This window comes from Flavobacterium croceum DSM 17960 (assembly GCF_002917885.1).
In the GTDB taxonomy this organism is placed as follows: Bacteria; Bacteroidota; Bacteroidia; order Flavobacteriales; family Flavobacteriaceae; genus Flavobacterium; species Flavobacterium croceum.
The window spans coordinates 17,886-39,106 of record NZ_PQNY01000011.1; the positions used below are offsets into that span (position 1 = coordinate 17,886).

The following is a 21,221-nucleotide window of genomic DNA, read 5'->3' on the forward strand; positions in this document are numbered from 1 at the left end:
AGTATTTCATAGCGTGAATTTCGTAAAAATAGACTAATCAAATACAATAATAAAAAAAACTTTTTAGATAGAACTTTAAACTTAAAACAAATAACATAAATTTGCACTTCCAAAAAAATAACACACCATGTTAGATAGATTACAATTTGTAAAACAACGTTTTGATGAAATTTCAGATTTGATTATTCAGCCAGACGTTATTGCAGATCAAAAACGATACGTACAACTCAATCAAGAATACAAAGGTTTAAAAGCTCTTGTAGAAAAAAGAGAAGAGTATATTAGGCTTACAGACAATTTGAACGAAGCCAATGAAATACTAGCCGATGGTAGCGATGCCGAAATGGTAGAGATGGCAAAAATGCAACTAGACGAAGCAAAAGAGCGTTTACCACAGCTAGAAGAAGAGATAAAATTTATGCTCATACCCAAAGATCCAGAAGATGCCAAAAACGTAATGGTAGAAATACGTGCAGGTACTGGGGGAGATGAAGCTTCGATATTTGCAGGCGATTTATATAGAATGTACACTAAATATTGTGAAACTAGAGGCTGGCGCACTTCGGTTGTAGATATGAACGAAGGAACATCGGGCGGTTTTAAAGAAGTTATTTTTGAAGTTACAGGCGAAGATGTTTATGGAACACTCAAGTTTGAAGCAGGTGTACACCGTGTACAACGTGTGCCACAAACAGAAACGCAAGGTCGTGTACATACTTCGGCAGCTACTGTTATGGTATTGCCCGAAGCAGAAGAATTTGATGTGCAAATTGATATGAACGATGTACGCATTGATTTATTTTGTTCTTCAGGGCCAGGAGGTCAATCGGTAAATACCACAAAATCGGCTGTTCGTATGACGCACATACCTACAGGTCTGGTGGCACAGTGTCAAGATGAAAAATCACAACACAAAAACAAAGATAAAGCCTTGTCTGTATTGCGTTCACGTTTGTACGAAATGGAGTTGGCAAAAAAGCAAGAAGAAGATGCTAAAAAGCGAAACTCACAAGTAAGTAGCGGAGACCGTTCGGCAAAAATTAGAACTTACAATTATCCACAAGGGCGTGTTACAGACCATAGAATTGGTATGGATATTTTTGATATGGATGGTGTAATGAGTGGTAAAATTCAAAAATTTATAGACGAGCTTCAGTTGGTTTCCAATATGGAAAAACTCAAAGAAAGCGAAATTTTTTAAAAATACGTAAGGCTAGCATCTATGTTAGCCTTTCTTTATTTTATACCTTTACTTTTTATTAAGATTTGTACGCTATGGTGTCTTACCAAAACTCGGGTTATTTTTCAAAAATAATTATAGATTATCTCAATCAACATCAAGATTTGAAGTCGTTTTATAATCGATTTCCTTCATTGGAAAATTTTAAACTCCAACTAGAAGAGAAAGCAAATACTTACAATCACGATTATCGAGAAGTTCTAGTACAAGCGTTGCGCAATCAATATCAGGAGGTTGCTATTTCTGAGAATACAAAAAACAATATCGATGCCTTACAAGACAAACATACCTTTAGTATCACTACAGGGCATCAGCTCAATATTTTTACAGGACCTTTATATTTTATTTATAAAATTGTTTCGGTTATAAATCTTTGCAAACAACTGCAACTAGAGTATCCAGAACATCAATTTGTACCCATATATTGGATGGCTACAGAAGATCATGATTTTGCAGAAATTAATCATTTTCAATACCATAATACCAAGTTGCAATGGAATAATCCAGAAGCCTCTGGAGCCGTTGGTAGGCTATCTACGCAGGGTTTAGATGAGGTTTATGAAAAGTTTTGTAATGAAATAGGTTCGGGTATACATGCAACTTATTTAAAAGAGCTTTTTAAACAAGCTTATTTAGAACATTCTAATTTGGCTTCTGCGACACGTTTTTTAGTTAATGAATTGTTTCAAAACGAAGGTTTAATTATTGTTGATGGAGATAGTAAAGAACTCAAACAATTGTTTGTGCCGTATGTGAAACAAGAATTAATGCAGCAAATTTCTTACCGAGAAGTTTCAAATACAATAACAAAACTTAAAGACAATTATGATATTCAGGTAAATCCAAGAGAGATTAACTTGTTTTATATAGACAACAACTTGCGAGAGCGTATTGTATTGGAAAACGATGTTTATAAAGTAAATAATACAACTATTCGTTTTACTGCTCAAGAATTAGAGCAAGAACTAGAAAACAATCCAGAAAAGTTTAGCCCAAATGTAATTTTAAGACCATTGTATCAAGAAACGATATTACCCAATTTATGCTATATTGGTGGCGGTGGCGAGCTAGCCTATTGGTTTGAGTTAAAATCAAATTTTGATGTACAGGGCGTTACTTTTCCTATACTTTTACTCCGAAATTCGGTTGTTTTACTTACTGAAAAGATGCAAAAAAAAATAGAAAAACTCCATCTTACTTGGAATGACCTATTTTTACCATCAACACTATTATCTACCCAAAAAGCAAAACAATTTTCAAAATTTAATATTGATTTTTCCGATCAAAAAGAGCACTTAAAAAAACAGTTTAATTCTTTGCAAGATATAGCAGCACGCACAGATAAATCGTTTTTAAAAGCATTAAAAGCTCAAGAAAAAAAGCAAATTTTAGGATTAGAACATCTAGAAAAACGTTTACTCAAAGCAGAAAAAAAAGTATATGCAGATAAACTAAAGCGTATACTTGCCATTCAAGCTATATTGTTTCCAAAACAATCACTACAAGAGCGAGTGTCAAATTTCTCTGAATATTACCAAAACAATGGCTCACTTTTGTTTACACTTTTGTTCAATCATTTAGACCCATTATCTCAAAACTTTAGTATTATTCTATTGCCTAATTAATTTAAAAAATGATTGGCAAAATTTAACGAAATAGTTATTTTTACGCCATGAAAATACATGGAAAATTAATAATTATAGGCGGAGCTGTAGATAAAGGAAGTTTTACAGAAACCGATTTGGATACCAATGCAACCAAAAATTTAAACTTTTTTGAAGAAGGTATTTTAAAAAGAATCATACAAGAATCTGCACATAAAGAAAATTCTAGGATAGAAGTCATTACAACAGCTTCAAAAATTCCGAGACAAATAGGACCAGAATACGTTAAAGCATTTAGCTATCTAGGCGCACACAATGTAGATGTTCTCTATATAGAAAAAAGAGAACAAGCCTCAGAACCAGAAATTATAGAACGCCTCAAAGCTGCCGATGTGGTTATGTTTACAGGAGGCGATCAACTTAGGCTTACATCTATATTAGGTGGTACTCCTTTTGACGATATTTTGATAGACAAATACAAAAACACCAATTTTATTTACGCAGGAACTTCGGCAGGAGCAGCAGCAGCTTCCAATAATATGATTTATCAAGGTAGTAGTAGTGAAGCTTTGCTTAAAGGAGAAGTTAAAATTACCTCTGGTTTAGGATTGATTGATGATGTGGTTATCGATACTCATTTTGTACAACGAGGTCGTATTGGGCGCCTTTTTCAAGCTGTTGTAGGTAACCCAAAAGTTTTAGGAATTGGTCTTGGAGAAGATACAGGTTTATTAATAAAAAATGGCAGACAAATGGAAGCTATAGGCTCTGGACTTGTTATTTTAGTAGATGGAAGAGAAGTAAAAGATACCAATTTAACCCAAGTAGAGTTAGGACAACCTATTTCAATCAATCATCTTGTTACCCATGTGATGAGTAAACACGATACGTTTGATTTGGATACGTTTAAAATGACAATAAAATCGTCGCAATACGTTTAGTTTGTAGCTTATGAAAATAATAATACATGGCGGTTTTTTTTCAGAATCGTCTACCAATCAAGAAACTAAAATTGCCAAACAAGAGGCTTTACTCCGTATTGTAAAACAATCTTATGCCTATTTGCAAACACATACAGCTCTAGAAACAGTGGTACATGCCGTTTCGTTGCTAGAAGATGATGCGTTGTTCAATGCAGGTATTGGTTCGCAAATACAAAGCGATGGAAAAATACGCATGAGCGCTTCGTTAATGGATAGTATTTCGATGAAAATGAGTGGGGTAATTAATATAGAAGATGTAAAAAATCCTATCCAAGTGGCTCAAGTTTTAATGCAAGAAGATGATAGAATTCTTGGTGGAGAAGGCGCTATAGCGTATGCAAGAAAAAATGGATTTCCACAATTTTCCACCGAAATTCCACAACGCAAACAAGAGTATCAAGATAAACTAGCCTCATTGGGTTTAGGTACTGTAGGATGTGTAGTTCTCGATAGCAATGGCAAAATAGCTGTGGGTACTTCTACTGGTGGAAAAGGTTTTGAACTTGTAGGTAGAATTTCAGATTCTGCTACCGTAGCAGGCAATTACTGTAATGCCTATTGTGGAGTAAGTCTTACAGGTGTTGGAGAAGATATTACAAGTGGCGCTGTTGCTGCTAAAATAGTTACAAGAGTTACAGATGGCTTTACTCTTAAAGATGCTTTTGCAAAAACCTTTGCAGAACTAAAACCTTTTGATGGTTTTGCAGGAGCTATCGCAATTGATAGTAACGGAAACATATTTCATCAAGATTCGCACCCAAGTATGGTTTTTGCAAGTTTTGATGGTATAAATGAAGAAGTTTTTCAGTAATGAATATAGGTACATAAAACTAAAAATCCCAACTTGAAAAAGTTGGGATTTTTTATAAGTAAGTTAAATCGAGGTTGTACAAACGTTTATTATTTTACTTTATTCACGATAGCTTTGAAAGCCTCTGGGTGATTCATCGCTAAATCTGCAAGAACTTTTCTGTTAAGTTCAATACCATTAGCTTTACATTTACCCATAAATTGAGAATAAGACATTCCTTCTAGACGCGCACCTGCATTGATACGAACAATCCATAAAGAACGGAAATTTCTCTTTTTAGCTTTTCTGTCGCGGTATGCATATTGCATCGCTTTTTCTACCGCATTTTTAGCAACTGTCCAAACGTTTTTACGACGACCAAAGTAACCTTTGGCTTGCTTCATTATCTTTTTTCTTCTTGCTCTTTTAGCAACTGAATTTACTGATCTTGGCATAATTTTTTTGTTTTTTTGTAGTAAGGCGTTCTATATTGTATAGACTCTTAATAATGCCCACTCCAGGGTTATTTAATAATTTTAACCTAAAGAATACTAAAGGCTCACAGCATTAAAGCTATTTGCTATTAGATAATTCTTAATTGTTCTTTCACACTTTTCTCATCTGCTGGGTGTACCAATGCAGCATGAGTTAAAGCTAATTTACGTTTCTTAGACTTTTTGGTCAAGATGTGGCTTTTATAAGCGTGTTTTCTTTTAATTTTTCCAGAGCCTGTAACTTTGAATCGTTTTTTGGCACTAGATTTAGTTTTCATTTTAGGCATAATTTCCCAAATTTATTTATTGATTTAACTTACTTACTTGTTATTTCGAGTTTGCTTAGCAAGCTCTTCATTTTTTGTTTCATGTTTCTAGTTTAAGATTACTTTCTAACAACTTGAAACGTTAAACTTAAAACTACTTTTTCTTCTTCGGAGCAATATACATTATCATTCTTTTTCCTTCTAATACTGGCATAGCTTCAACTTTTCCGTATTCTTCTAAGTCTTGTGCCAAACGAAGTAATAAAATTTGTCCTTGCTCTTTGTAAATTATAGAACGACCTTTAAAGAAAACAAAAGCTTTTAGCTTAGCTCCATCTTGAAGAAACTTGACGGCATTTTTTTTCTTAAATTCATAGTCGTGTTCATCAGTTTGAGGACCAAAACGTATTTCTTTCACTACAATTTGTGTAGATTTTGCTTTGAGCTCTTTGTCTCTTTTCTTTTGTTGGTAAAGAAATTTTCCATAATCCATTAACTTACATACAGGCGGAACGGCATTGGGAGATATTTCAACCAAGTCTACTTCTTGTTCTTCTGCAAGTCTTAAAGCTTCGGTAATTTTGTAAACACCAGGTTCTATGTTTTCTCCTACCAAACGAACTTCTGCAACACCTTTAATCAAGTTGTTGATTCGGTGTGCGGCTACTTTTTCTTCACGAGGTTTATAACCTCTATTGTTTCTTATTGCTATGGCTCTAAAATTTTAGTTAAACTTCAAATGTTTTTAATGATTTATTTATTTCTTCTTGTACTATTTTAGCAAATTCTTCAATAGTAACAGTACTGTTTCCTTTTCCTTCTTGACCGTGTCGTCTTACCGATATTGTACCATTTTTTTCTTCTTCTTCACCAACAATTAGCATAAATGGCATTTTTTGAACTTCGGCTTCTCTAATTTTCTTGCCAATAGTTTCATTACGGTTGTCAATTAGGGCGCGAATTTCGTGATTTTCTAGCAAACTTAAAACTTTTTGAGCATAATTTTCATATTTCTCGCTCAAAGACAGTATAATAGCTTGTTCTGGCATAAGCCAAAGTGGGAAATTTCCAGCAGTATGTTCTAGTAAAATGGCTATAAAACGCTCCATAGATCCAAAAGGAGCTCTATGAATCATAACAGGGCGGTGCAACTTATCGTCTGATCCTTTGTAGGTTAGGTCAAATCGTTCGGGTAAATTGTAATCTACCTGAATAGTACCCAACTGCCAACTTCTGCCTAAGGCATCTTTTACCATAAAGTCTAGTTTCGGCCCATAAAAAGCGGCTTCACCACTTTCTATTACATAGTTTAAACCTTTATCTTTGGCAGCACTTATAATGGCATTTTCGGCTTTCTCCCAATTTTCAACACTACCTATATATTTTTCTGGATTGTCTAAATCACGTACAGAAACTTGTGCTGTAAAATTTTCAAAACCTAACGAACCGAAAACATACAATACCAAATCTATTACTTTTTTAAACTCGCTATCCAATTGTTCGGGTGTACAAAATATATGTGCATCATCTTGAGTAAACCCACGTACACGAGTTAATCCGTGTAGTTCTCCACTTTGTTCGTAACGGTATACAGTTCCAAATTCGGCATAACGTTTTGGCAAATCTTTGTAAGACCAAGGTTTGTTATTGTATATCTCACAATGATGAGGGCAATTCATGGGTTTTAACAAAAATTCTTCGCCTTCTGCTGGTGTGTGAATAGGCTGAAAACTATCGGCGCCATATTTAGCATAATGGCCGGATGTTACATACAATTCTTTTTGACCAATATGAGGCGTAACCACTTGCTCGTAACCTGCTTTTTTTTGCGCACGTTTTAAAAATTGTTCCAGTCTGTCGCGTAAAGCAGCACCTTTTGGTAGCCATAAAGGCAAACCTTGTCCTACTTTTTGAGAAAAAGTAAACAATTCTAACTCTTTTCCTAGTTTTCTATGATCACGTCTTTTGGCTTCTTCCAAAAGTTCTAAATAATCGGTTAAGTCTTTCTGTTTAGGAAATGAAATACCATAAACACGAGTTAATTGTTTGTTTTTTTCATCGCCACGCCAGTATGCACCAGCAACACTCATTATTTTCATGGCTTTAATGATTCCTGTATTTGGAATATGTCCGCCACGGCATAAGTCAGAAAAATTAGAATGGTCGCAAAATGTTATGGTTCCGTCTTCTAAATTTTGTATCAGTTCTGTTTTATATTCATTGTCTTTATAAATTGCCAGAGCTTCTGCTTTAGAAACAGCACGCATTGTAAACTCATGTTTTTCTCTAGAAATTTCAAGAACTCGATCTTCAATTTTTTTGAAATCGGCATCTACAATTTTGTGGTTCATAAAGTCTACATCGTAGTAAAAACCATTGTCTATAGCAGGGCCAAGGGTTAGCTTTATGCCTGGGTACAATTCTTCCAAAGCTTGCGCCATAACGTGCGATGTAGAATGCCAAAATGCTTTTTTACCTTCTTTGTCATTCCAAGTATAAAGTACTAACGTACCATCGGTCGTAAGAGGTGTTGTGGTTTCTATAGTTGTACCATTAAAGGCAGCCGATATAACATTTCTAGCCAATCCTTCGCTTATACTTTTTGCAACATCCATAGGAGTACTATTTTGTGCGTACTCTTTTACCGAACCATCTGGTAGTGTAATCTTTATCATTGTTAAAATTTTTACGAAATGCAAATATAGTGTAAAGTGAAAAAATACAAAGCGATAAGATGCGTATATCTTTAAAATAATTAGCTATTTTTGACAAAAAAATTAATAAATGTCCAAAAACATTATTATTACAGGAACTTCTAGAGGAATTGGTAAAGAATTGGCGTTACTTTTTGCCCAAAATGATTATTGTGTTTTGGCTTTATCTCGAACTGTTTCTCCAGATTTGTTGCAAAATAAAAATATTACCTGTTTAGAAGTAGATCTTACAAAAGAAGCCGAACTAGAACGAGTAAAGCATTTTTTAACAGACACTTGGCACGATGTAGATGCTGTAATACACAATGCGGGCGCTTTGGTGAATAAACCCTTTGAGAATATTACTTTGCAGGATTTTGAGTATGTTTATCGTGTAAATGTTTTTGGTGTAGCAGGCTTAACACAAATAGTTTTACCTTTTATGAAAAAAGGAAGTCATGTGGTTACTATAAGCTCTATGGGTGGTATTCAAGGGAGTATGAAATTTCCGGGTTTAGCGGCTTATTCGTCTAGTAAAGGAGCGGTTATTACACTCTCGGAACTTCTGGCAGAAGAGTATAAGGAGCATGGTATAGCTTTTAATGTATTGGCACTTGGCGCTGTGCAAACCGAAATGTTGGAAGAAGCTTTTCCAAATTATAAAGCTCCGCTAAATGCGCTAGAAATGGCTCAATATATTTATGATTTTACATTAACTGGAAATAAATATTACAACGGTAAAGTGCTTCAAGTGAGCGCTACAACACCTTAATTGCTTTTGTTTTGAATGCTATTTTATCTAAATATTTGCCAGAGTATGCTGTTTTGCCATGTTTTGAATTAATAAAAAACTACCATGTTCACTTAAAAGTTGTTCATGAACGGCAAACGCGACACGGCGATTACAGAAAAGACGTTTCAGGAAAACACGAAATTACCGTAAATGCCAATTTAAATAAATATAGATTTTTAATTACTCTTATTCACGAAATTGCTCACTTAGTAGCTTTTGAAAAGTACGGTAGATTTATAAAACCTCATGGAACCGAATGGAAACTAACTTTTCAAAGCCTAATGTTGCCTTTTATTCGACCCGAAGTTTTTCCTAATGCGATATTACCTTTAGTAGCCAATCATTTTAGAAATCCTGCGGCTAGTAGCGATACAGATGCTCGACTTGCTTTTGCATTAAAGCAATTTGATGAGCGCAAACCCGATGTAGAATTTATACATGAAATACCCAACGGTAGTATCTTTAGAATAAAAAATGGTAGAATTTTTCAAAAAAAAGGATTGCGTGTAAAACGTTATGAGTGTATCGAGTTAAAAACAAGCAAAATATACCTATTTAATGCTAATGCCGAAGTAGAACGAATAGCAAATTAAAATGATAAGAAACAAGCCATATTTATTACTTATAGTAGGATTTGCTTTATTAACTATTTTTTGTTTTCTCGCAAATTCAGAACCTACAATTGTATGTAATATCTACGATTCATATTATGTGCTAAATGTAAAATATTCAATGTTGTTTTATGCTTATTTGTTTGGAAGTGCTTCTTTATTGTATTTATTTTTAGACTCTTTTAAGATTAATTTGTCAAGAATGGTCATTTGGTTTCATGTTTTAGGTACTATTATAATGATGTTGTTTTTCTTTTGCATAGGCTATTTGTCTAACGAACTTCCCGCTCAAGAAAAAGGAATTGATTATTTATTAGATACACCTAATTACTCTATATATTATTTAATAATAACATTAATATTAATCTGTCTGCAAATCTTGTTTATTATAAATATATTTGTATCTGTAATTAAAAAAATGAAGACACCTCATACTTTTAAATAAATATGAACAAAAATTATTACGCCATTATTATGGCAGGTGGCGTAGGCTCTCGATTTTGGCCAGTTTCTACAACCGAATTTCCAAAACAATTTCATGATATGTTGGGTAGCGGGCAAACGCTTATCCAAAAAACCTACAGTAGGCTTTCTAGTTTAATTCCTCAAGAAAACATATTTATACTTACCAATGCAAATTATAATGATATTGTTTTAGAGCAGTTACCTCAAATAAAGCCCAATCAAGTGTTGCTAGAACCAGCGATGCGCAACACTGCTCCTTGTATTGCTTATGCCTCTTGGAAAATTAAAAAAATGAATCCAGAAGCCTTAATGGTTGTGGCTCCAAGCGATCATTGGATTGAAGATGAAAAAGCGTTTTGTGACAATCTAGAAAAGTCTTTTCAATTTTGTGAAGCCAATAATGCTTTAATGACTTTGGGTATTACGCCCACATTTCCAAATACAGGATTTGGATATATCGAATACGACAAAACAGATAAAAATGACATAAAAAAAGTGCATCAGTTTCGTGAAAAACCCAATTACGAAACAGCAAAATCATTTTTACATGCTGGAAACTTTTTGTGGAATGCAGGTATATTTATTTGGAGTGTAAAAGCTGTAACAGAAGCTTTTGAAAAATTTCAGCCTCAAATGAGTGAGCTTTTTCTGCAAGGACATGAAGCTTACAACACAGATAATGAGCGTAGCTTTATTGAACAAAACTATGCCAAAGCCGAAAACATTTCTATAGATTATGCACTTATGGAAAATGCAGATAATGTATATGTTTTGCCTGCAAATTTTGATTGGAATGATTTAGGAACATGGGGGCAGTTGCATGAAAAACTAGAAAAAGACGATTATAAAAACGGAGTAATAAACGCCAAAGTAATTTTGGAAAATGCAAGCAACAATATTGTTAGAACCGATGCCGAAAAAATAGTTGTAATAGACGGTTTACACGATTATATTATTGTTGATAAAGCAGATGTATTGCTTATTTATCCCAAAAGTAAAGAACAAGATATTAAAAGAATTACAGCACTAGCCAATGACTTATAAATAAAAAGCATCCGTTTTAATATTAAAACGGATGCTTTTTTATAATTTAATATGTATTAAAATTGCTCTCTACCTGCAAAGTGAAAAGCACCTTCAATAGCAGCATTTTCATCAGAATCTGAACCATGAACTGCATTTTCACCAATAGAAGTAGCATATTTTTTACGAATAGTACCTTCTGCCGCTTCTGCTGGGTTTGTAGCACCAATCAAAGCACGAAAATCTTCTACAGCATTATCTTTTTCTAATATTGCAGCAACAATTGGGCCGCGAGTCATAAATTCTACCAATTCACCAAAGAAAGGTCTTTCGCTGTGTACAGCATAAAATTTTTGAGCATCAGCCACAGTAAGTTGTGTCAATTTCATTGCTACAATTCTAAAACCACCTTCAGTAATCATGTTTAATATTCCACCAATGTGTCCTTTTTCAACAGCATCGGGTTTTATCATGGTAAAAGTTCTATTGTTTGCCATTTTTATTTGTTTTTAAATTTTTTGCAAAAGTACTCTTTTTGGCATAGAATGAAAATTATTGTGTAAAAACTTTCTCGATTACCAAACACTCTTTTGTGTTTTGTTAAATACCAAGTTAAATAGTATCTTTGCAACGCTCAATTTTTGACAACGATTTCATCAATTGAGAGTTATTATGGTGCAAAATAAAAAAGTAGCATTCTACACCTTAGGATGCAAATTGAATTTTTCGGAAACATCTACCATTGCCCGAAATTTTCAACAAGACGGTTTTGAAAGAGTAGATTTTGAAGAACCTGCCGATATTTATGTTATCAATACATGTTCGGTAACAGATAATGCAGACAAACAATTTAAACAAATTGTAAAAAAAGCTTTAAAAATTAACGAAAAAGCCTTTGTGGCAGCAGTAGGTTGTTATGCACAATTAAAACCAGAAGAATTAGCCGCTGTAGATGGTGTAGATTTGGTACTCGGTGCTACAGAAAAATTTAAGCTTACAGATTACATAAACGACTTATCTAAAAATGATAGGGGAGAAGTGCATAGTTGTGAGATTGAAGATGCTGATTTTTATGTAGGAAGTTATTCTATTGGCGATAGGACACGGGCTTTTTTAAAAGTTCAAGATGGTTGCGATTACAAGTGTACCTATTGTACTATTCCTTTGGCAAGAGGTATCTCTAGAAGTGATGCCTTAGAAAATGTATTGCGCAATGCCACTGAAATTTCAGCACAAGGAATTAAAGAAATTGTGCTAACAGGCGTAAATATTGGTGATTATGGCAAAGGAGAATTTGGCAATAAAAAGCATGAACACACTTTTTTAGAATTGGTGCAAGCTTTGGACAAAGTCGAAGGCATTGAACGTTTAAGAATATCATCTATAGAACCTAATTTGCTTAAAAACGAAACCATTGATTTTGTAGCACAAAGTAGAACTTTCGTTCCACATTTTCATATTCCGTTACAAAGCGGAAGCAATGCTATTTTAAATAAAATGAAGCGTAGATATATAAGAGAGTTATATGCCGAAAGGGTTTCTAAAATAAGACAAGTAATGCCTCATGCTTGTATTGGTGTGGACGTAATTGTAGGTTTTCCGGGAGAAACAGACGAGCATTTTTTGGAAACCTATTATTTTTTGCAAGAATTGGATATTTCTTACCTACACGTATTTACATATTCTGAAAGAGATAATACAGAGGCTGTAGAAATGCCCAATGTAGTTGCTAACAATGTAAGAAGTAAACGAAGTAAAATGTTACGAGGATTATCGGTTAAAAAACGTCGTGCATTTTATGAGAGTCAAATTGGAACTTCTAGAACTGTACTTTTTGAGAGCGAAAACAAAGAAGGCTATATTTATGGTTTTACCGAAAATTATGTAAAAGTAAAATACCCATGGAATCCAGAACTCATCAATACATTGCACAAAGTAACACTCACACACATTGATGAAGATGGAGCTGTACGCATACAATTTCTTGAATAATCAAATTTGATTATTCAAGAAAACAAATTTTAGTCATTCTAAAAACATTTGCACTGTATTGCTCTATAAATTCATAAGCATTGCTGCCTGTTTTTTTAAGGCTAATGATATGTTCGGCTGCAATTTCATAATACATTTTACTGCCTTCCATCATAAATCGATTACCTTCTACACGATATGCTGAACGAATAAGGCTAAATTCCGAAAGATTCCAAGTGGTTGTTTTGGCATTAAAATTTTGAATATCGGTAATTAAACCCTCAGAAATTTCAGTTTTATATCCATAATACTTTGGTATTTCTTCAAAAAAAGAAAGAATAGCATTTTCTAAATTTTGATTACTCATTAGGCACAAGGATATATTTTGAAAATTGATCAATTAAAGCATCAATACCAATAGCACTTGCCGAAGAGGTGGAATTGAGTATCGAACATTTTATTTTTCTGTTGTCTATAAAGATAGTAAAACTTTGTTGAGATTTGAGTTTAAAATCTACAGGAAATTCGGTAAGTATTTTTTGATGCTCTAAATACTTAATAAAAGTTTGTGTCGCACTATTTTTTGAAGAAAAACCTAAAAGAAGTATTTGCTGTAATTCGGGATGATTTTTAACAATTTTTTTAATGTCTTGGTATTCTATAACATCAATTTTAGTATCTAAAGAGCTGTTGTTTTTTCTAAGAATTGTTTTACCTACATCATGAATTCCTATGTGTAAAAATTTCATCAAATTTTTGCGTTCGTTTACAGCTAGTTCAGTATTCGATAAATCATGAGTCAAGGTTTTGTTGGCAATATGAGCTAAAATTTTCCAAAATCTATTTTGTTTGTTTGGATAATAAAACGGAAAAGCATGTTTAGAACTGTGAGGAGGAAAACTACCTAAAAGTAAAATTTCCATAGGATAGAAATCGTAAAACCAATCAGGGTGTTTTTCCAAAGTTGTCATTCTAAATGGGTTTTATAGGGATATAAATATCTTCTTCAGATTCGGGATGATTACGGTTGTATTTTTCTCCTAAAATTTCAAATTGTGGTCTATTGTCTAGCTCGTAATTTGAATTTGGAAGCCATTTGGTGTAAATTTTTCTAAAAAATTCGGAAGCATTGGCTTGGTCTCCTTTATAATTAAAAACGGCATATAAACCTTCTGGAATTAGTAAACTTTCCATTCCTTCAGGAATATTTTCAAATGATGAAACGGCAACAGCAGCCCATTTTACAAATGGTTTATTTGGTTGAAAATCAAAATCATCAGGATTGATTTGAATGTTGTACAACTCAGAACCAATAGCATTTTGAATTTCATTTCGTCTAGGCATAAAACTACTCCACAATTCAAAAGCACGATAATCTGTATAGGTAAACAAAAGATTTTTACCTATGAATTTTGTTGTTGGAAAGGTTTTTATGATTGGATTCATTTACAAATCAATAGTATAAGTCAACATTATTTCAAATCGAAAAAGATCTGTATTGAATATATCATTTTGATTAAATTGAATTGGGAAAACATATTCTGTTTTTCTATTTTTATTTCCTAATAAATATCCAATTTGTGTATCAATAGTCCATTTTTTTGATTCACCCAAAACAACTAATGTTCCTATTGCAGGCCCAAATAAATTATATTTAGTTTCTCTATGATAAAAATCATGAGGATAATTCACATCATTATCAAAAGTTCTTTTACCGTTTTTATATGAGATTGAAAAATATGGAATAACTGCTTTATCTTTTATAATATTGAAATCAAAATAATATTTATATTCAATAATATATGAAATATCTTTATCTTTTGAATAGTCTATTGGTTCATAATTATTTGCAGTATCTTCTCTATGAGGTGTAAATGCATTATATATAAACTTTGCACCAATTGAATGATTTTTAAAATAACTTTTCTCAAGGCCAATAATTGAACCAAAACCACCATCTAGTAAATTTATATACCCACAACCTTTTATTGCTAAAATGTTGTTAGGATATTCTTTAGAAAAAGGATTTTGGCTAAGTACTGAAGAACAAAATAGTAATAGAATGTATTTTTTCATTAAAAATAATTACATATTGCGTCTATACTGCCCACCAACTTCAAACAAACCACTAGTAATTTGACCAAGTGAACAATATTTGGTGGCTTCCATTAATTTCTCAAAAATATTTTGATTATTTATGGCTGCTTCTTGTATTGTGGCTATTTCTTGTTTTACTTGATCTGCATACAAACTATTTAAACTGTGTAAGGTTTGAATTTGAAATTGTTTTTCTTCTTCGGTAGCACGAATAACTTCTGCTGGTAAAACAGTTGGAGAACCTTTGGAACTTAAAAATGTATTTACACCAATTATAGGAAATTCTCCTGTATGTTTTAGCATTTCGTAATACATACTTTCTTCCTGAATTTGATTGCGTTGGTACATGGTTTCCATTGCTCCTAATACTCCACCACGTTCTGTAATTCTATCAAATTCTCTCAATACCGCTTCTTCTACCAAATCGGTTAATTCTTCAATGATAAATGAACCTTGTATTGGGTTTTCGTTTTTAGCTAAACCTAATTCTTTATTAATGATTAATTGTATAGCCATAGCACGACGTACAGACTCTTCGGTAGGTGTTGTTATGGCTTCGTCGTAGGCGTTGGTATGAAGTGAATTACAGTTGTCATAAATAGCGTACAACGCTTGTAATGTGGTACGGATATCATTAAAATCAATTTCTTGTGCGTGCAGTGAACGTCCAGACGTTTGTATATGGTATTTAAGCATTTGTGCTCTTTCGTTGGCGCCATATTTATACTTCATGGCTTTTGCCCAAATTTTACGAGCCACACGTCCTATTACAGCATATTCTGGATCGATACCATTCGAGAAAAAGAACGATAAGTTTGGTCCAAAGTCGTTAATATCCATGCCTCTACTTAAATAGTATTCTACATAAGTAAATCCGTTTGCCAAAGTAAATGCCAATTGTGTTATAGGATTAGCTCCGGCTTCGGCTATATGGTATCCTGAAATAGAAACCGAATAGAAGTTGCGTACATTTTGTTTTATAAAATATTCTTGTACATCACCCATTAATCGCAAAGCAAATTCTGTAGAGAAAATACAGGTGTTTTGTGCCTGATCTTCTTTTAAAATATCCGCTTGAACAGTGCCTCTTACTTGTGCTAGGGTTTTTGTTTTTATGTCTTGATAAATATGTTCTGGTAGGATTTGGTCGCCAGTTATACCGAGTAACATGAGACCTAAACCATTATTTCCTTCGGGTAATTCTCCGTTATATCGAGGGCGTTGTAAGCCTTTATTTTCGTATTTTTCTTTAAGTTTTGTTTCAACTACATCTTCTAGATTATTTTCTTTAATGTATTTTTCACAATTTTGATCTATAGCTGCATTCAGAAAAAAGCCTAAAAGCATAGGAGCCGGCCCATTAATAGTCATTGAAACTGAAGTCATTGGATGCGATAAATCAAAACCAGAATAGAGTTTTTTGGCATCGTCTAAACAACAAATTGAAACTCCAGCATTACCAATTTTTCCATAAATATCAGGTCGTAAATCGGGATCATTTCCATATAAAGTTACACTATCAAAGGCAGTTGAAAGTCGTTTGGCTGGCATTCCTAAAGAAACATAATGAAAACGACGATTGGTTCGTTCTGGTCCACCTTCACCAGCAAACATTCTTGTTGGATCTTCACCTTCACGTTTAAATGGATATAATCCTGAAGCAAATGGAAATTCTCCAGGAACATTTTCTTGTAAATTCCATTTTAAAATATCACCCCAAGCTTGGTATTTTGGAAGTGCAATTTTTGGTATCTGTGAATGAGATAAACTCTCGGTATGTGTTTGAATTTTAATTTCTTTGTCACGAACTTTAAAGCTATAAACTGGATTTTTGTATTTGTTTACTTTTTCTTGCCAAGTTAAAATTACTTCCCAATTATAAGCATCTAAATCCATTTTAACTTTTTCAAATTGTTGCAACAACAATTCCAAAAAGACTTTATTTTCTTCGGTTCTATTTATTGAAGTTTCGTCTATTCCTGTTTTAGAAATCTGAACTGATTTTTTATTTACAACTTCAATAGTTTTAAAAATTCCGTATAGTTTTTGTGCCACTTCAACTTGCGAAAGAACAATTTCGTCATATTTTCTATTGTTTTCAGCAATTTCAGATAAATAACGTGTTCTATGTGGAGGAATAACGAAAATTTTCTCGCTCATTTCGCGAGTAATTTCGAAAGTAGATTGTAAATCAACACTTGTTTTTTCAACAATTTTGTCCATTATACGTTTGTATAATGTATTCATACCTGGGTCATTAAACTGTGAGGCAATTGTTCCTACAACAGGCATCTCATCAGGATTAACATCCCAAAGATTATGATTGCGTTGGTATTGTTTTTTTACATCACGAATAGCATCAAGAGCTCCACGTTTGTCAAACTTATTTATGGCAACCAAATCGGCAAAATCTAGCATGTCAATCTTTTCTAACTGCGTAGCTGCTCCAAATTCTGGTGTCATTACATATAATGAAACATCCGAATGTTCTAAAATTTCGGTATCACTTTGTCCAATTCCTGAAGTTTCAAGGATAATCAAATCATATTTAGCTGCTTTCAAAACCTCTATGGCTTCGTTTACATATTTTGACAATGCCAAATTCGATTGACGAGTTGCCAAAGAACGCATATAAACTCTAGGATTATTAATCGCATTCATTCGAATTCTATCTCCTAAAAGTGCTCCACCAGTTTTCCTTTTTGATGGATCAACTGAAATTAATCCAATCGTTTTTTCAGGAAAATCAATTAAAAATCGTCTTACTAATTCATCTACTAAAGAAGATTTACCTGCTCCACCAGTTCCTGTAATTCCTAATACTGGAATTTTAGAATTTTGATTTTTAGCATGAATTTTATCTAAAGTTTCTTTTGCAATTTCTGGAAAATTTTCTGCAGCAGAAATTACTCTTGCAATTGCAGTTGGAACTTTATCTTCTAAATGATTGATTTCACCATTTAATTTATCTCCAACAGGAAAATCAGCTTTTTGAACCAAATCATTAATCATTCCTTGTAATCCCATGGCACGACCATCGTCTGGAGAATAAATACGTGTAATTCCGTAAGCTTGTAATTCTTCTATTTCAGAAGGTAAAATTACTCCGCCACCGCCACCAAAAATTTTAATATGACCAGCCCCTTTTTCTTTAAGCAAATCATACATATATTTAAAATATTCGTTGTGACCACCTTGATAAGATGTCATCGCTATGGCATTTGCATCTTCTTGAATAGCAGTATTAACCACTTCTTCCACACTTCTATCATGACCAAGATGAATGACTTCAACACCAGTTGCTTGAATAATTCTTCGCATGATATTAATTGCAGCGTCATGACCATCAAAAAGTGATGCAGCTGTTACAATTCTTACTTTATTTTTAGGAATATAGGGCTGTACTTGTTCCATTTGTAATTTTAAATCTAAATTAGGGTTGCAATTTACGAATTTAATAATTTTTTACTGTAGTTTTAATTGGAATAAATATTAACATTTGAGGCACTATCTTTGTAATTAATTAAGTATTAAAATAAAATTAAAAAATCATGAAAAAAGCCTTCTTTTTATCTATTGCAGGAGCTACACTGCTAAGCTGTGCAGAATTACAGCAAGTTGCTAACCAATTGCCAACTATTTTAGAACAAGGAAATGTAGATATTGCCGGAGGACTTAAAGAGGCATTGCATAATGGTATTTCTAAACAAGTAGTAAAACTTACAGCAACAGATGGTTTTTTTAAAAACGAAGCCGTTAAAATTTTATTACCCGATGAACTACAAACTGTAGACAAGAAGTTGCGCCAAATAGGACTAAGTAGTTTGGCCGATGACGGACTAAGAATACTTAATAGAGCAGCAGAAGATGCGGTAAAAGAGGCTACCCCCATATTTGTAGACGCTGTAAAAAATATGACGTTTACAGATGCAAAAAATATATTGATGGGCAATAATACTGCCGCTACAACCTATTTGCAAAGTTCAACATCAACAGCATTGTATTCAAAATTTAATCCTGTTATTAAAAATTCTTTTTCCAAAGTAGGAGCCGATAAAATTTGGTCTAACATTATTACCAAATACAATAGTATTCCTTTGGTAAAAAAAGTAAACCCCGATTTGACCGATTATACTACCAACAAGGCTATGGAAGGTGTTTTTAAAATGATTGCAGTAGAAGAACAAGATATTAGAACCAATTTAAATGCTAGAACTTCAGATTTGCTGAAGAAAGTTTTTGCTATGCAAGATTCAAAATAATTTTTTTACAAAGTTTTAAGAATCAATTATATATAAATAACATTCTCTTAACACAACCTATCAAAATAAAGTTGGATATTTGCATTGTTATAATAACAGTTTTATAATTTGTTTTGGTTAGGGTTAGTTAAAAAACACCAATTTTCAATAAAGAAAGTTGGTGTTTTTTTGTTTTATGTTTACTAACAAACAAGTATTTATTGATTAATTTTTTGAATAAAACCAATAGCTTCGTTATTAAATATATGTGCTTGCTCTACGTTTACTACATGACCGCAATTTTCTATAATTTTTAAGCAAGATGATTTTTGATGTGCTTGTACTACTTTTTGTACCGAGCCCAAAAACATATAATCTTCTTCGCCCATAATATAAAATGTAGGAATATTTAATTCTACTTGTCTAAACCATTTTAATAACGGATTTATTTCGGAAGTAAGTTTAAACCATTTAATGAATTCTTTTTGATACAATTTTTTTGCTTCGTTAATAAACAATAACCTTGATTTTTTATGATTTTGTTTAGGCATTATTATAAAAGCAAACAATTTGTACAGTACCAAATAAGGCAAAACGTATTTAAAAACATTCCCAAACTTCATAAGAATTTGCGAGCGAAAGTTCATTTTCAAAATAGCTCCGCCCATTATCATGCTATTTACTCTTTGGGGTTGTAATTCTGCCAACTGCCGTATTAATATAGTACCCAATGATATACCAACAAAATGCGATTTATGTATTTTTAAGGCGTCTAACACCTCAATAATATCGTGAGAAAGTCCTTTAAAAGTGTATTTATTTTTTAGCGATTGCGAGGTAGCCGATTTTGAATTTCCATGACCTCGTAAATCTAGTAATAATACGTTAAAATGCTTTTGAAAAGCTTTAATTTGTTTAAACCAAATGGCAGAACTTCCTCCTGCTCCATGCACAAAAGTTACCCATTCGGTAGATGAACTATTAGGATATGTAGTATATGAAATCAAATAATTGAGTGTTTTGTTAATTCAAGTTGCATTTCTTGCTGAAGTTTTTGCGCTTCTATTTGCGCTTGAACAGCAAAGTTACTTTGGTTTGAAGCATAAATAATACCTCTAGACGAATTTATTAAAAGCCCTATATTTTTATTTAAGCCGTATTTGCAAACCTCTTCAACACTGCCTCCCTGTGCGCCAACACCAGGTACTAATAAAAAATTATCAGGAACAATATTTCGTATTTCTTTAAAATATTCTGCTTTTGTGGCACCTACTACATACATTAATTGCGTTGCATTTTTCCAAGTTTTAGATTTTTCCAAAACCATTTTATACAATGTTGTATCTGTTGTGTTTTGTGTTTGAAAATCTAAAGCACCCTCATTGGAGGTAAGAGCAAGCAAAATAGTGTGTTTGTTTTTAAACGATAAAAAAGGCTCAACAGAATCTTTGCCCATATAAGGCGCCACTGTAATACTATCAAAATTAAGTTGTTCAAAAAAAGCCTTGGCGTATCGGGTAGATGTATTGCCTATATCGCCACGCTTAGCATCGGCTATGGTAAATATTTCTGGGTATTTATTGTTGAGGTATTGTATTGTTTTTTCTAATGATTTCCAACCTTTAATGCCGTAACATTCATAAAAAGCAGTATTGGGTTTGTAGGCTACACACAGGTGGTGTGTGGCATCAATAATAGCTTTGTTAAATTCAAAAATTGGATCTTCATATTGATGTAAATGCGTTGGGATTTTATCTAAATCGGGGTCTAAACCAATGCATAAAAAGGATTGTTTTTTACGTATTTGTTCTATGAGTTGTGTTGTTGTCATCTTGCAAATTTACTATTTTCCATAAAATACCTCAATATGTTTGAGTAAACTACACACAAAAATACATTTCAATATGTTAATTCTTACAAAAAATGACATGTATTTTCATTGAAATGATT

At 32.9% G+C, this 21,221-nt stretch carries 22 protein-coding genes; 10 read left to right on the forward strand and 12 right to left on the reverse strand.

Annotated elements, in window-relative coordinates:
* The first annotated feature begins 127 nt into the window (after positions 1–127).
* From prfA to Q361_RS09120, 4 genes are all read left to right on the forward strand, one after another.
* A complete protein-coding gene (gene prfA / locus Q361_RS09105) occupies positions 128–1,201 on the forward strand; it encodes a peptide chain release factor 1 (RefSeq protein ID WP_103726418.1) in 1,074 nt (357 codons plus the stop codon).
* A gap of 74 nt (positions 1,202–1,275) precedes the next feature.
* Positions 1,276–2,865 carry a bacillithiol biosynthesis cysteine-adding enzyme BshC gene (gene bshC, locus Q361_RS09110; RefSeq protein ID WP_103726419.1) on the forward strand — a complete coding sequence of 530 codons (1,590 nt, stop codon included), beginning with the start codon at positions 1,276–1,278 and terminating at the stop codon, positions 2,863–2,865.
* A 47-nt stretch (positions 2,866–2,912) separates the two neighbouring features.
* Complete coding sequence (locus tag Q361_RS09115) at positions 2,913–3,785, forward strand: cyanophycinase (RefSeq protein ID WP_103726420.1); 873 nt, start codon at positions 2,913–2,915, stop codon at positions 3,783–3,785.
* 10 nt (positions 3,786–3,795) lie between these two features.
* Positions 3,796–4,638, forward strand: coding sequence for an isoaspartyl peptidase/L-asparaginase (locus Q361_RS09120; protein WP_103726421.1), 843 nt, complete (start codon positions 3,796–3,798; stop codon positions 4,636–4,638).
* An 89-nt stretch (positions 4,639–4,727) separates the two neighbouring features.
* Here the strand turns inward: Q361_RS09120 and rplT are convergent, their stop codons facing one another.
* The 4 genes from rplT to thrS all read right to left on the reverse strand — a co-directional run bounded on the left by rplT (position 4,728) and on the right by thrS (position 8,052).
* The gene (gene rplT / locus Q361_RS09125; protein WP_103726422.1) at positions 4,728–5,072 is read right to left on the reverse strand and encodes a 50S ribosomal protein L20; all 345 of its coding nucleotides are present in this window, start codon (positions 5,070–5,072) and stop codon (positions 4,728–4,730) included.
* A 128-nt stretch (positions 5,073–5,200) separates the two neighbouring features.
* Positions 5,201–5,398, reverse strand: coding sequence for a 50S ribosomal protein L35 (rpmI, locus tag Q361_RS09130; protein WP_103726423.1), 198 nt, complete (start codon positions 5,396–5,398; stop codon positions 5,201–5,203).
* A 133-nt stretch (positions 5,399–5,531) separates the two neighbouring features.
* Positions 5,532–6,029, reverse strand: a complete 498-nt coding sequence (gene infC, locus Q361_RS09135) for a translation initiation factor IF-3 (protein ID WP_103726424.1) — start codon at positions 6,027–6,029, stop codon at positions 5,532–5,534.
* A gap of 76 nt (positions 6,030–6,105) precedes the next feature.
* Positions 6,106–8,052 carry a threonine--tRNA ligase gene (gene thrS, locus Q361_RS09140; protein ID WP_103726425.1) on the reverse strand — a complete coding sequence of 649 codons (1,947 nt, stop codon included), beginning with the start codon at positions 8,050–8,052 and terminating at the stop codon, positions 6,106–6,108.
* A gap of 109 nt (positions 8,053–8,161) precedes the next feature.
* On the opposite strand from thrS, the gene Q361_RS09145 reads away from it, so the two are divergent.
* The 4 genes from Q361_RS09145 to Q361_RS09160 are packed head-to-tail and all read left to right on the forward strand — an operon-like array spanning position 8,162 to position 10,983.
* Complete coding sequence (locus Q361_RS09145) at positions 8,162–8,842, forward strand: SDR family NAD(P)-dependent oxidoreductase (RefSeq protein WP_103726426.1); 681 nt, start codon at positions 8,162–8,164, stop codon at positions 8,840–8,842.
* Positions 8,843–8,853: 11 nt separating this feature from the next.
* Positions 8,854–9,456, forward strand: coding sequence for a SprT-like domain-containing protein (locus tag Q361_RS09150; RefSeq protein ID WP_103726427.1), 603 nt, complete (start codon positions 8,854–8,856; stop codon positions 9,454–9,456).
* 1 nt (position 9,457) lies between these two features.
* Entirely contained in the window at positions 9,458–9,919 is a 462-nt protein-coding gene (locus Q361_RS09155) for a hypothetical protein (protein ID WP_103726428.1), read from the forward strand.
* Positions 9,920–9,921: 2 nt separating this feature from the next.
* Entirely contained in the window at positions 9,922–10,983 is a 1,062-nt protein-coding gene (locus Q361_RS09160; RefSeq protein WP_103726429.1) for a mannose-1-phosphate guanylyltransferase, read from the forward strand.
* Positions 10,984–11,039: 56 nt separating this feature from the next.
* On the opposite strand, the gene Q361_RS09165 is transcribed toward Q361_RS09160, so the two are convergent.
* Entirely contained in the window at positions 11,040–11,459 is a 420-nt protein-coding gene (locus tag Q361_RS09165; RefSeq protein ID WP_103726430.1) for a nucleoside-diphosphate kinase, read from the reverse strand.
* 175 nt (positions 11,460–11,634) lie between these two features.
* Here Q361_RS09165 and mtaB point away from each other — a divergent pair, with 175 nt between their 5' ends.
* Positions 11,635–12,954, forward strand: a complete 1,320-nt coding sequence (gene mtaB / locus Q361_RS09170; RefSeq protein ID WP_103726431.1) for a tRNA (N(6)-L-threonylcarbamoyladenosine(37)-C(2))-methylthiotransferase MtaB — start codon at positions 11,635–11,637, stop codon at positions 12,952–12,954.
* Positions 12,955–12,964: 10 nt separating this feature from the next.
* On the opposite strand, the gene Q361_RS09175 is transcribed toward mtaB, so the two are convergent.
* From Q361_RS09175 to Q361_RS09195, 5 genes are read right to left on the reverse strand one after another with little or no spacing between them, the layout of a single operon-like run.
* Positions 12,965–13,300, reverse strand: coding sequence for a hypothetical protein (locus tag Q361_RS09175; protein WP_103726432.1), 336 nt, complete (start codon positions 13,298–13,300; stop codon positions 12,965–12,967).
* Entirely contained in the window at positions 13,293–13,904 is a 612-nt protein-coding gene (locus tag Q361_RS09180; RefSeq protein ID WP_103726433.1) for a uracil-DNA glycosylase family protein, read from the reverse strand. Before Q361_RS09180 ends, Q361_RS09175 begins: the two co-directional genes overlap by 8 nt.
* Before the next feature lies 1 nt (position 13,905).
* On the reverse strand, positions 13,906–14,379 hold the full coding sequence (locus tag Q361_RS09185) for a GyrI-like domain-containing protein (protein WP_103726434.1): 474 nt from the start codon (positions 14,377–14,379) through the stop codon (positions 13,906–13,908).
* Positions 14,380–15,009 (reverse strand): hypothetical protein, encoded by a 630-nt coding sequence (locus tag Q361_RS09190; protein ID WP_103726435.1) that lies wholly within the window; start codon positions 15,007–15,009, stop codon positions 14,380–14,382.
* Between the two features lie 9 nt (positions 15,010–15,018).
* Positions 15,019–18,444 carry a methylmalonyl-CoA mutase family protein gene (locus Q361_RS09195; protein WP_103726436.1) on the reverse strand — a complete coding sequence of 1,142 codons (3,426 nt, stop codon included), beginning with the start codon at positions 18,442–18,444 and terminating at the stop codon, positions 15,019–15,021.
* Between the two features lie 137 nt (positions 18,445–18,581).
* Here Q361_RS09195 and Q361_RS09200 point away from each other — a divergent pair, with 137 nt between their 5' ends.
* Positions 18,582–19,292 carry a DUF4197 domain-containing protein gene (locus Q361_RS09200; RefSeq protein ID WP_103726437.1) on the forward strand — a complete coding sequence of 237 codons (711 nt, stop codon included), beginning with the start codon at positions 18,582–18,584 and terminating at the stop codon, positions 19,290–19,292.
* Between the two features lie 197 nt (positions 19,293–19,489).
* Here Q361_RS09200 and Q361_RS09205 read toward each other — a convergent pair whose 3' ends face one another.
* Together Q361_RS09205 and pyrF are read right to left on the reverse strand one after the other, a co-directional pair.
* On the reverse strand, positions 19,490–20,278 hold the full coding sequence (locus tag Q361_RS09205; protein ID WP_103726438.1) for an alpha/beta fold hydrolase: 789 nt from the start codon (positions 20,276–20,278) through the stop codon (positions 19,490–19,492).
* Positions 20,275–21,102: an orotidine-5'-phosphate decarboxylase gene (gene pyrF / locus Q361_RS09210; protein WP_103726439.1), complete on the reverse strand. Its 828-nt coding sequence runs from the start codon at positions 21,100–21,102 to the stop codon at positions 20,275–20,277. The genes Q361_RS09205 and pyrF overlap by 4 nt, the downstream gene beginning before the upstream one ends.
* Between the last annotated feature and the right edge of the window lie 119 nt (positions 21,103–21,221).